Here is an 11,924-nt window from a genome sequence, read left to right on the forward strand (position 1 = left end):
CCCGCTGAGGCAAGTCACGCTGAGAGCGATCATCAGCCCCGCGCCCATGAAAGACCTTTAAGATATAGCCAGGCCCCCAATTTCAGGAGCGAAGTACTGTGTCGAGTCAAACCCAACAAGCCCCGACGAGCAAGACGAGGTCTGCGTTTACGATTACGGCGATAATTCTCGCTGTAATAGTGATCGCGTTCTTCTTGTTCTCGAGCCTCTATGCCGATGTTCTCTGGTTCAGCCAGACCGGCTATCTGGAGGTTCTCACCACTCAGTGGATTGCAACAGCCGTAATGTTCGCCATTGGCTTTGTCGCCATGGCCGTACCGGTGGGCGTTAGCCTTCTGGTCGCATTCCGCGCTCGCCCGATCTACGCGAAACTCAACGCGCAATTAGAGGGCTACCAGCAGGTTGTAGAACCCTTGCGCAAGCTCGCCATGATCGGCATCCCGATTCTGCTCGGCGTATTTGGTGGTGTTTCTTCGGCTAGCGCGTGGCCGGTCGCTCTTCAGTGGCTGAACCGCAGTTCGTTCGGAACGACCGACCCGCAGTTCGGGCTAGATATCTCGTTCTACTTCTATGAGCTTCCGATGTACCACTCGATCGTCGGGTACGCGTCAGCGGTGCTCATCCTCTCGTTCCTTGGCGCACTGGCTACGAGCTACCTCTATGGTGCGTTGAGCGTGAACGGGCGCGAAGTTCGTATCTCGCGTTCCGCGCGCGTACAGCTCGCGATCACCGCGGGCATCTTCTTCGCCCTTCAGGCGGTGAGCATCTGGCTTGATCAGTACACGACGCTGTACTCCACCAGCCAGGGCTTCTTGCAGACCGGTGCGAGCTACACCGAAGCCAACGCTACGATTCCTGGCCGTGCGATTCTCGCCGGCATTGCCGCCATCGTTGCCATCCTCTTCATCGTCACGGCCATCATCGGTCGCTGGCGTTTGCCGATGATCGGTACGGCGCTGCTGCTCATCAGCGGTCTCGTCGTCGGAAACCTCTACCCGTGGGTCGTTCAGCGCTTCCAGGTAGACCCCAACGCGCGTACCTACGAGTCTGAATATATTGATCGAAGCATCGAGGCAACTCGCGACGCATATGGCATCGCCGATGTTGAGGAGATTCCCTATAGCGCCTCGACTGATGCCGAGTCCGGTGCGCTTCGCGAAGACGCAACAACCACCGCGAACATCCGTATCCTCGACCCTGCCATTGCGCCGCAGGCTTTTGCCCAGCTCGAGCAGTTCAAGCAGTACTACCAGTTCGGTAGTTACCTTGATGTTGACCGCTACGAGATCGACGGTGAGATTCAAGACACGGTGATTGCCGTCCGTGAACTCAACCAGTCCGGTCTTGGCGAAGCGCAGTCTTGGTACAACAATGCTGTCGTCTACACCCACGGCTATGGCGTGGTTGCAGCATTCGGAAACCAGCGTGCCGCCGATGGCCAGCCAGTGTTCCTCGAGTCGGGCATCCCGAGCACTGGAGATCTCGGCGACTACGAGCCTCGCGTTTACTTCGGTGAGGACTCTCCGGATTACTCGATCGTTGGTGCCCCGGAAGGTGCTGACGACATCGAACTCGACTACCCCTCGGGTGGAGAAGACAGCGAGCAGAACGCCACGACGACTTTTGATGGTGACGGCGGGCCTGTGCTCGACAACATCTTTAAGAAGCTTGTCTACGCAGTGAAGTTCCAATCCGAGCAGATCTTCCTCGCCTCAGATGTAACTGACGAGTCGCAGATTCTTTACGATCGCGAGCCTCTCGAGCGTGTAGCGAAGGTTGCTCCGTACCTCACCCTCGACAGTGACGTGTACCCGGCCATTGTGGACGACCGGATTGTGTGGATCGTCGATGGATACACCACCGGCGCTAACTACCCTTACTCGCAGGTTGAGCAGCTCTCCAGCGCGATTGCTGACACCTACACGCCGGCGCCGCAGTTTGCGCTCGACGACGTCAACTACATCCGCAACTCGGTCAAGGCGACCGTTGATGCCTATGACGGTTCGGTGAACCTGTACGCGTGGGATGACGAAGACCCGGTCCTGCAGACGTGGAACAAGATCTTCCCGAACTCGCTTCTTGCGCAAGACGAAATGAGCGTCGAACTGCTGGATCACGTGCGCTACCCCGCCGACCTGTTCAAGGTTCAGCGCGAAATTCTGGGATCCTTCCACGTGACGGATGCTGGCTCGTTCTACTCAAGTGATGACCAGTGGGTTAGCCCGGAGGATCCGGTTTCGGGAACCGGTTCGCTTCAGCCCCCGTACTACCTCACGATGCAGGTTCCGGGAACAGAAGACCCCGCGTTCACTCTGTACTCGACCTTCATTCCTAAGGGAACAGCGGACGCCAGTCGAAGTGTTCTCACCGGTTATTTGACGGCGAACTCGGATGCGGGACCTGATTACGGCAAGCTCACGTTGCTGACGCTGCCGAAGCAGGACACTGTTCCTGGTCCCGGACAGGTGCAGAACAGCTTCAATACCAACACGATCGTGGCCAACCAGCTTGCTCTTCTCCAACAGGGCGATACCGAGGTGAAGCTCGGTAACCTGCTGACGCTCCCCGTCGGCGGCGGGCTGCTCTACGTGCAGCCGGTCTACGTTCAGTCGACCAGCGGAACTCAGTACCCACTGCTGCGCAAGGTGCTGGTGTCGTTCGGTGACGAGATTGCCTTCGAAGACACTCTCGACGAAGCACTCGACACACTGTTTGGTGGAGACTCTGGCGCCGAAGCCGGCGACGGAGAAGTTCCGGTAACGCCGGATGTTCCCGTTGACCCGGATGTTCCTGTTGACCCGGATGCGCCAGTAGACCCGGATGCACCGGTTGTCACTCCCGGTGACAATGCGGCACTCGACAGTGCACTCGCCGACTACAAGGCAGCCCTTGCCGACCGTAACGCGGCCTATGCAGCCAACGACCTCGTCGCTGCTGCTGAAGCTGACCAGGCAATGGTCGACGCGATCGAGCGGGCAATCGCCGCAACCGAGTAGCTAATTCTGACTCAGCGGGCCGCTGCAGACTGTGTGCCCGCTGAGTTCGGTTTTCGAGCCGCTCACCCTGTGTTACGCTTTATATACGCCGCGGGGTGGAGCAGTTCGGTAGCTCGCTGGGCTCATAACCCAGAGGTCGCAGGTTCAAATCCTGTCCCCGCAACGAAAAGATGTTTCTGACATCACAACAAAAATCCCTCTCCTTTACGGAGAGGGATTTTTGTTTTAAGCCGTTGTCGTCATCAGTCACCCCGAGAACGCCCGCGGCCTCGCTCGGAGGCACCCGCGGGCGTCGTCAAGATGGGCTGGCGATCGCGCGAGCGAGCACCTACTGGGGGTCGTTCCAGGACCAGATGTCGTCACCGCGCAACGTGGCATCCGCACCGCCGTCGTTGTAAATAACTTGCCCGGTGATGTGTGTGTTCTCCACGCTGGTGAGCCAGATCAACTGATGCGCGATCGATTCAGTCGGTTGGTGGTAATTGAGCGGCATCGGCACAGCGGTGTCAACCATCGCGCGCCCCGCCTCCGTGGAGAGAAGCTCCTCGGTCATGGGGGAGAGCACGGTGCCCGGTGCGACCGCATTCAGTGGGATCCCTGCCCCTGCCCAGTCTTCGGAGATAGATTCCCGGCGTACCCATCGTGAAAGGGCACGCTTGGATGCGGGATAGACGAGGTAGCCCACGCGCGGCCCCTGTGCGGTGAGTGTGTCAGCGATAGAAAGGGCTAAGGCTTCGTCGCCTGCAAGTGCAGCTTCGATGAGCTCGGGGGAACTGGGCTGCATCGACGCCATCGATGACACCACAACTGCTCGTGGAGCATCCGATTTGCGTAGGGCGGGCAAGAGTGCGCGCAAGAACTCGGTGACTCCGAAGTAGTTGATCGATATGGTTGCTGAGATCGGGGCGGAGATGCCGGCGCACGCAATGACTGCGTCGATTCGCCCTCCGGCAAGTTCCGATGCCTGAGTTGCTGCGGCGTTGCGTCCGGCGGGGGTCGAGAGGTCGGCTTCGATGTCGGCATTTTTCAGATCAATCCCGATGACGTGTTCGCCGCGCTTGGTCAAAATGTCTGCTGTTTCTGCGCCGATTCCTGATGCGGAGCCGGTGATTACATACGTGCGAGTCATTGCTCAACCTTTCCTCTGTGTTTATTGGCACTCTACGCCAATATTAGAAGAGTGGGGCATACTGGTGGCGTGACAGCTGCCAGTGCGACCCCCGACGAATCCGAGAGACGCCGCGGACGCCCCACGGTCATTGATGCCGAGCAGCTTCTGCACGCAACGCTTTCCTTGTGGCGAGATCGCGGTTACCAGGAGACAGGATGGCGGGAGATAGCGGAAGTCACCGGGGTGAGCGTTCGCACTCTCATCCGAAGATTCGGTGAGCGCTCGAGGATCCCGTGGGTGGGGTTGCCCGCTGCCGTAGCGCGGCTGGAGGGGGCTCTCGCGATCGCCCCACAGGCTGCTCCGTTGGGGGCGGTGGTGCGTAACGCAATAGTTGCGTCGGTCTCCCACGAAGACGGAGTGCTGCGACTGAGCCCTGACTGGATCTCGCTCGTGTCTGAGGTGCCCCAGTTGCGCGCGTCGGCTCCTATTGCGAACGCCGCCTGGGTGGACGCTCTGGCTCGCTTTATCGCTGATCGACATCCGGATGCTCCTGCCGCAGCGTGTCGTGCACTCGCGGTCGCTTATGAGGCGGCAACGTTCTCCGCGCTCGTGCAGTGGGCGCGAGCCGGCGCGGAGGGCGCGCCGGACCGCGCGGTAGGCGACATGTTGGCGTGGCTCGACATCCGACTGCAGAGTCCGAGGCGCTATTCCTAAACCTGCGGTTTCTCAGAAATGGTAACTGGATCGGTTGTGGTTTCTGCATCAGGAACCGGGTCGAGAAAAGCAAAAAGACTGGGCAGGCGCCGATCGCGCAAGGTACTGGAGGCGGCAAGGCCGATCAGTACTCCGAGAGCGATGGCGATCATAGTGCCCACCGTTGTAATCAAGGTGCCGCTTGCATCGCCCCCTCCCAGCGCTTCGGTGACACCCACGAGGCCGAGACCTCCGGGCACGAGCAACCAGAACGCGGGAAGAAAGCTCACAATGGCGGGCGGTCCAGTGCGGTGGCGGGCCACCAAGACTGCCACCGGGGTCATGGCGATGGCGCCGATGAGAGCGGAGAGCACCCCGCCGAAGAGAACGTCACCGATTACTTGAGCTCCATAGGCGACGTAGAGAACGAGTAAAATCCACGGGATCGACGCAGGACGCGCGCACTGGTAGACGCTGATTCCCACCCCGAAGACGGCAATGGCGATCCACGGTGCAATCGGCCCCAGAACCTCTCCGGAGGCCTCGAGCTCAATTCGGGGCACACCAATCAGCGCACCGGCGGAGACGATGCCGACCGCGAGAAGAAGCAGCCTCATCGCTCCAGCTGCGGCACGGGCAGAGCCAGACATGATGTGCCCGGTTGCCAGCTCGATTACTGCTGTCGTGAGCAACCCTCCCGGGAGCAGCACGACGAGTGGCGCGATCAGCGACGGCAGTATGGCCGAATCATCGGTGGCACGAGCAACCAGCAAAATGATCAGCGATGAGCCGAGAGCGGCGCTCACGATGACGAGAGCGTCATAGCTCGAGGGCAGCCGTTCACCCAGCAGGAGCAGGGTGCCCACTCCAATTCCCAAGACCGCAGCGACTAACACGCCGAGCCAGGACGAGCCAAGCAAGACTGCGATGGCGCCGGTGGTCAGCGCATAGGCGGCGACGCGGTGAAAGGCGGAAAAGGGAGGAGCGAGTTCCCTCACCTTGGCGATTTGTCGGCTCACCCAGTCGGCCGAGCCAGACCGGGCGCGCCCCACCTTCATGATGCGATCAATCACATCCACCTGATGCAAAAGGTAGGAGCGGCCGCCAGCGGAAACGGCGCGTGTGAGTGTGGCGCCATCGTTGTCGAGCGACACGAAGAGAGCGGTCGGAAAAACCACTACAGTGGCGGACGCGAATCCGTTGGCGGTGGCGACATCCTGAACTGCCGTTCTCACCATGCTGACGGGGTAGCCGCTATCGACCATAGAACTGCCGAGTTCCGCCAGTGCATCGAGCGTTACGGCAGCTGACTGTGCGCGCGGCGGCGCAGCACTTCTGTGCGCTGAGGTCGCTGCGGCTTTCGGCTGAGGGCGACGGCGAAGAATGAGCCAGAGCACGACAATGCTTGCGGCGAGTACCGTCACGGCAATGAGCAGCGTGGTAAGGGATACATTCGACGTCGCTACGCTCGGCGGAATCGCGGGCAAAGGCGACACGGGAGCGGGAGACTGCTCCGTCGGGGTCGGGGTCGGGGTCGGGGCGGGCGTCAGGCTTGCCGTTGGGCTCGGGCTCGCGGTCGGGCTCGCGGTAGGCGTTTCGGTGGGGGAGAGCGTGGTCGCGGGTGTCGGTGCTGGCGTTGCGGGTCTCGTCGTGACGGTGGGGGCCGGTGTGGGCGTCGCCGTGGCGACCGCGTCGGGCGCTCCGGGCTCGTCAACCGCCACTATCGCCGCAGAGGCGGGCGAGCTGCTGCTGACTGTTAGCGCGGCGGGCGCAGCAAGGGCGCCAGCGCACGCCACAAGGGCGAGCACGCGGACGAGCACCGGGTACCTTCTCTTCTGCGCCATCCTAGAACCTCCGGTAGCAATCGTCGCACGAGAGAAAGGTACGGGGTATCGGCGGCGACAGCGAATACTGCTGCGCCGCGATTCTGAAGGGCCGCGCTATTTCCAGGTGTCGACGAGAGCGTGGACCGCAGCAAAAACGGAGTGCAGCTGCGCGGCATCGGCCTGCGAGCGAATCGTGACTTGAAGTCCGAGGAAGAGCGTGGAGAGCAGCTCAGCGCGTTGACCTGTGAGCGCAGCATCCGGAGCATTCTCGGGCAGGGCAAGTGCGGCCAAGGCTGTCATCTGCCGGATCATGAGATCGCGGTACTCAAGCGAAAAGTCCTCGAAGCCGGGGGCTGTTCCACGCAGCTCATTGCTGGCGCTAACGGCGAGACACCCTCGACTGCCGGCCTCGGTGTGAGCGAACTCTTCAAAGAGGTCGAAGAAGTTGTGGATGCCGGCAATGCCGGGCCCTGCCGTGGCGCGCATGCCGGTGAGGTGTTGCTCACGCTCGGTCAGGTAGCGGCGCAGCACGGTGGCGAAGAGCTGCTCTTTGTCGCCGAAGGTGCGGTAGAGGCTGGGTTTGTGAACACCGCTGGCCTCAACAATGTCGCTGAGCGACGTGTGACGGTAGCCCTGCTGCCAGAACAGATCGGTGAGCTGCGTGAGCACGGCGTCGGCGTCGAAAGCGCGCGGGCGCCCCGCCGTGGTGCCCGTTGTTGCGCTCATCCTCTCACTATACGCGCAGGCTTCTGCGTTTGAAACCTACTGGTATCAAATGGGTGGATGGCGATGATACTGTTTGGTATCAAAACTAGGGAACGAGACGCTCGATGAACAACCACGCCGCCCACACCGCCCTCGTCACCGGAGCTAGCTCCGGAGTCGGCTGGGAAGCCGCAGCCCAGCTCGCTGAGGCAGGCTACGGCCGCGTCATCGTCACCGCCCGCACCCCCGCGAAGGCAGAGGACGCGCGCACGGCTCTCCTTGCTCGCGTACCGGGCGCGCAGTTCGTACCGCTCGCGCTCGACCTCAACGACTTCTCGTCGATCGAGAAAGCTGCACAGGCGCTCGTGGAGGCGGCAATCCCCATCGACGCCCTCATCCTCAATGCGGGTGTCGCGGCAACCAGTGAGCTGCGCCGCACCGCTGACGGTATCGAGCAGGTCATGGCGGCGACCCTCACCGGACACCACGCGCTGACCATGCACTTGCTCCGCGCCGAGATGCTGAGCGGCCACGCGCGCATCATCATTGCTGGATCGGAAGCCGCGCGCGGCGATGTTCCCACCTTCTCGAACATCGATGTTCAGGCGCTCGCTGCGGCATCCTTCGGCGGTGATCTCGAACGCGCCATTGAGGCCGTTCTTCGCGCGGACAAGCCTGTGAAGTTTGCCAACGGCACGCAGTATGCGACCGCCAAGACGTTCGCGGTCTGGTGGGCCAAGGAGCTCGCGACCCAACTGCCCGCCGGCATGACGGTGAACACGGTCTCGCCCGGCAACACTCCTGACACGAAAGCATCTCGAGAGATGCCGGCGATCATGCGCCGCGTCATGCTGCCCGTCATGAAACTCATGCCCAGCATGTGGCACAGTGTGCCCACGGCTGCTGCCCGCTACCTCACCGTGATCGATATGCCGGATGGCGTGACCGGCCAGTTCTTCGCGTCGCCGCCTCAGAAGATGACCGGCCCCGTCACCTCCATGACGATGAGCCACTTCACCAACGTTGCGGGCCAGCGTGCGCTGTGGAACGTGGTTTCGAGGCTCGCCGTTTCTGGCGGAGCGAGCACTCGCTAGCTAGCTAACTAGCTTCAGCGGCGCTGAGAAGGCCGTTGCAGCCGCTCGTTCGCGGACAGCGCTGGAGTGCGTACAAGAAGTAGTAGAGATCCGACGAGCAAGAGAAGGGCTCCTGTCGCTGCGGATGCCGCGATCGAGGAGCCGGTGTAGGCCAGCGCGGGGCTAGCCGCCGACGTCGTTTCCACGCCTGCGACGCTCGGAACCTCCGGCACTTCGGGCACTTCGGGCACCTCGGGGGTGACTACAGGGGCAACGAGGAGCACCGTCGACTGGTTCGACAGGGCTGTGGTCTGCTCCGACGTCACGGTAGCGACATTACTGAGATCGCTCGATTGATCGGTGACGACGAGAGTTGCCTCGCAGGAACCAGTTGCGCCCGGTGCGAGGGTGTTAGCCAGCGCAGCGCAATCGAGGCTCAGGCCCGGAAGGCTCGTGGCGACATCCACTGCAGTGAGAGTGGTGTTGCCGTCATTCGTGATGGCAATGGTGAAAACAAGAGTGTCGCCCGCGGCGGTGAAAGTCGATACGTTCGCGGTCTGCGTCGCCGTCAGCGCGGGCACCTGAGTGATCGCTGTGGTGGCGGTATCGGCTTCGGACGTCACTGTCTCGCCCCAGGCGTCGCCGGAGACGGTGGCCGAGTTGGTGTAGCTGCCGGCATCGATCTCACCTTGAGTCACGGCATGCTCGGCGGTGCAGGTCATGGTTGCGTCGACGGCGAGGGTGGTCGCTGGGCACGACAGGTTCTGAGCACCAGCGTCATCGATCTCGACGTTGTCGAGCGCGAGTGTTCCGGTGTTGGTTACGAGAAAGGTGTAATCGATGAGGTCGCCCACGTTAGTGGCGGTCACGGGCAACTCTGCAGCGCTCTTATCGATCGTGAGGTCGGCGGTGCCGTCCACGACTGAGGGGCCGATGAAGCTCATGCCTTCGCGCTTGGCGTCGCCCGTGGCGTCTTCATCGCCGACGATGACAACCATTCGATAAACCGGAGTCGCGAGATCTGCGGTGAAGCCAACCCAGCGTGTGCCCTCATTGCCACACCCATCGTCTGAGTTCGAGCACAGCGATTGATCTCCGATAGGGGCGATCTCCGATTCAGAGAGCAGAGTGTCGTCGGCCGAGTACAGTCGCAGCAGTGCCGGCACTCCCAGGCCATCGGTGCGTGTTTCGAGGTCGCCGAACCAGGCGCCAAAGCCCAGAACGCCGGTGGAGAACCGGAACTCAACGCCGTCTCGAGTGTCGGCGTTGTCGCCACTGTTGCTGGAGGCGCCGTAGCTATAACCGGTCGTCGCGGTGCAGCCTTGGAGAAGCGTGGGGCGCGGGGCGCCGTCTTGGAGCGTGTCTCCGCCTCCGGTGCACTGAGCTTTGCCTTGCGTCGCAGCGCTGCTGACTCCGAAGAAGGTCACCTGCGCGTCGGTGTTATACATCGTGTGTTCCACAGAAACTGTGGTGCCGGCCGGAGTGGTGCCGATGACTCCGGTCACTAACCGATTATTGGGGCCGGCAATATCGAAGGGCGCGGGCACTATGCCCCCGCGCGTTGTGACGGCAGCAGCCCACGTGTCGCGAAGTTCTTGCGCGGCAAGGTGGCTGGCGATGCTGCCTCCGTTTACCTCGTCAGAGATGCTGTCGTAGGTCGCTGCGGATGCTGGGAGCGCTCCGAGCGCAACCAGGGCAACAGAAACGGCCGCGGCCACAGCGGCTTTCGGCGCGAACGCGCGCTGTCGGGGTGCGACAGCGGGAACAAGAATCGGGTTTTTCATTGTGAATCCTTAAACGTGACGTCGCTTCGGATGCAACCGATCACCTCTTTAGACTATCGCCACCAGCACTTTGATTCAGGACCCATTTCGGGTGACCGAGTTCGGGTGGCGCGCATCGAGGGAGAATCGCATGATCGACGTACTCAACAACGTAGAAGCAATCACCGTTTTTTCAGATGACGTGGCGCTGTCGCGAGAGTTCTATACGGCGGTGTTTTCCGCCTCGGTGATTTTCGAAGACGAGGTGTCCTGCATGTTTAAGGTGGGCACGCTGGTGGTGAATGTGCTCGCGCGAAGTGAGGCTGCTGAGTTGATCGGGCCCGCAGCCGTTTCGGAGCCAGGGGCTGCGGCATCCGTCATGCTCACCGTCAATGTACCCGATGCGGATGCCGCGTGCGCCGCCGTGCGCGAGCGTGGCGTCGAGCTCGTGAATGGGCCCGTCGATCGGCCATGGGGTCGCCGCACTGCGGTGTTTCTCGATCCGTCGGGGCTGCCGTGGGAGCTCGCGCAGGAGCTGGGCTAGTTCTCGCGGGGGGCCTTAGCTGGCCGCTCAATCTTGAGCATGACGAGGGCGCCGACGATCAGCACGGGGCCAATGAGGCGCGCGAGTTGGCCGAGAGATTCCACGCCCGAGGTGAGAACCCCTACGAACTGCTGAGTCATCGGAAAGTTGATCGCCTGCACCCCGAGGTAGAGGGCCGGGATGATGAAGTCGAACACAATGAAGCTGATCGCCGTGAGAGCGACTCCCGCCCAGAAAGCGATTTTGGGGCGAAGAAGTTGATCGATCATTCGTAGCTCCTGTGTTTCGTGGGCGTAACAGTTTCAGGGTAACCCGCCGAGAGTCTGCGGCGAGAGATAAATGAATAATCCTAATGACGGATGCCGGGGTTAGGTTTAACGCATGACTTCGTTGCAGGCGCGCATCATTGCTGACTTGAACACCCAGCCCACGATTGATTCCGCTGGCCAGATTCGCCGGCGCATCGAGTTCCTCAAGGAGTACCTGAAGGCCTCGCACGCCAAGGGACTCGTGTTGGGCATCAGCGGCGGTCAAGATTCGTCGTTAGCTGGCCGCATTTGCCAGCTCGCGGTTACTGAGCTGCGCGCCGACGGGGTCGAGGCCCAGTTCGTGGCCGTGCGTTTGCCGCACGGGGTGCAACGCGACGAAGACGATGCGCAATTGGCACTCGATTTTATTGAGGCCGACCGCGAAGTGACCTTCAACATCCAGCGTGCCGTCGACGGTATCGCCGCTGAGTTCGCGGATGCCGTGGGCGAGCCAATCACGGACTTCAACAAGGGCAACGTCAAGGCTCGCGAGCGCATGGTGGCGCAGTACGCCATAGCCGGGCAGCTCGGCTACCTCGTGGTCGGGACCGACCACGCCGCCGAAGCCGTCACGGGCTTCTTCACCAAGTTCGGCGACGGTGGCGCCGACGTGCTGCCGCTCACGGGCCTCACCAAGCGTCAAGGTAAGCAGCTCCTCATCCACCTCGATGCTCCCGAGCGTCTCTACGAAAAGGTGCCGACCGCAGACCTGCTCGACCACACGCCCGGCCAGGCGGATGAGGCCAACCTCGGCGTCACCTACGAGCACATCGATGATTACCTTGAGGGCCTCGACGTGCCCGCCGAGGCTGCCGCCGACATCGAGCAGAAGTACCTCAACACTCGCCACAAGCGTTCAGTACCCGTCTCTATGTACGACGAGTGGTGGACTGCCTAACTCGCTA

Annotated in this window: 10 protein-coding genes and 1 tRNA gene; 6 read left to right on the forward strand and 5 right to left on the reverse strand. The window is 61.8% G+C overall.

The features are described from left to right. Window positions 1-98: 98 nt before the first annotated feature. Window positions 99-2,996: a UPF0182 family protein gene (locus tag ESZ53_RS13785; RefSeq protein WP_210403810.1), complete on the forward strand. Its 2,898-nt coding sequence runs from the start codon at window positions 99-101 to the stop codon at window positions 2,994-2,996. Window positions 2,997-3,085: 89 nt separating this feature from the next. Further along, window positions 3,086-3,159 (forward strand) — tRNA-Met (locus ESZ53_RS13790). A gap of 165 nt (window positions 3,160-3,324) precedes the next feature. Here ESZ53_RS13790 and ESZ53_RS13795 read toward each other — a convergent pair. After that, entirely contained in the window at window positions 3,325-4,125 is an 801-nt protein-coding gene (locus ESZ53_RS13795; protein ID WP_129073353.1) for an SDR family NAD(P)-dependent oxidoreductase, read from the reverse strand. Window positions 4,126-4,194: 69 nt separating this feature from the next. Here ESZ53_RS13795 and ESZ53_RS13800 point away from each other — a divergent pair, with 69 nt between their 5' ends. Beyond that, a complete protein-coding gene (locus tag ESZ53_RS13800; RefSeq protein WP_168187254.1) occupies window positions 4,195-4,821 on the forward strand; it encodes a TetR/AcrR family transcriptional regulator in 627 nt (208 codons plus the stop codon). On the opposite strand, the gene ESZ53_RS13805 is transcribed toward ESZ53_RS13800, so the two are convergent. Both ESZ53_RS13805 and ESZ53_RS13810 read right to left on the reverse strand, forming a co-directional pair. Then, window positions 4,818-6,644, reverse strand: a complete 1,827-nt coding sequence (locus ESZ53_RS13805; RefSeq protein WP_129073355.1) for a threonine/serine exporter ThrE family protein — start codon at window positions 6,642-6,644, stop codon at window positions 4,818-4,820. The two genes, ESZ53_RS13800 and ESZ53_RS13805, sit on opposite strands and share 4 nt — an antisense overlap. A 96-nt stretch (window positions 6,645-6,740) precedes the next feature. Beyond that, window positions 6,741-7,352 (reverse strand): TetR/AcrR family transcriptional regulator, encoded by a 612-nt coding sequence (locus ESZ53_RS13810; RefSeq protein ID WP_129073356.1) that lies wholly within the window; start codon window positions 7,350-7,352, stop codon window positions 6,741-6,743. 104 nt (window positions 7,353-7,456) lie between these two features. On the opposite strand from ESZ53_RS13810, the gene ESZ53_RS13815 reads away from it, so the two are divergent. Beyond that, window positions 7,457-8,425, forward strand: a complete 969-nt coding sequence (locus tag ESZ53_RS13815) for an SDR family NAD(P)-dependent oxidoreductase (RefSeq protein ID WP_129073357.1) — start codon at window positions 7,457-7,459, stop codon at window positions 8,423-8,425. Between the two features lie 14 nt (window positions 8,426-8,439). Here ESZ53_RS13815 and ESZ53_RS13820 read toward each other — a convergent pair whose 3' ends face one another. Then, window positions 8,440-10,188 (reverse strand): hypothetical protein, encoded by a 1,749-nt coding sequence (locus ESZ53_RS13820; RefSeq protein WP_129073358.1) that lies wholly within the window; start codon window positions 10,186-10,188, stop codon window positions 8,440-8,442. Window positions 10,189-10,318: 130 nt separating this feature from the next. Between ESZ53_RS13820 and ESZ53_RS13825 the strand changes: the two genes are divergently transcribed. Continuing rightward, window positions 10,319-10,711 (forward strand): VOC family protein, encoded by a 393-nt coding sequence (locus ESZ53_RS13825; RefSeq protein ID WP_129073359.1) that lies wholly within the window; start codon window positions 10,319-10,321, stop codon window positions 10,709-10,711. Here ESZ53_RS13825 and ESZ53_RS13830 read toward each other — a convergent pair. Next, a complete protein-coding gene (locus ESZ53_RS13830) occupies window positions 10,708-10,980 on the reverse strand; it encodes a hypothetical protein (protein WP_129073360.1) in 273 nt (90 codons plus the stop codon). The genes ESZ53_RS13825 and ESZ53_RS13830 overlap by 4 nt on opposite strands. Before the next feature lie 112 nt (window positions 10,981-11,092). On the opposite strand from ESZ53_RS13830, the gene nadE reads away from it, so the two are divergent. Next, window positions 11,093-11,917, forward strand: coding sequence for an ammonia-dependent NAD(+) synthetase (nadE, locus tag ESZ53_RS13835; protein WP_129073361.1), 825 nt, complete (start codon window positions 11,093-11,095; stop codon window positions 11,915-11,917). Window positions 11,918-11,924: the final 7 nt, after the last annotated feature.

The sequence above is a fragment of the Salinibacterium sp. UTAS2018 genome, from assembly GCF_004118935.1.
Taxonomy (GTDB): domain Bacteria; phylum Actinomycetota; class Actinomycetes; order Actinomycetales; family Microbacteriaceae; genus Rhodoglobus.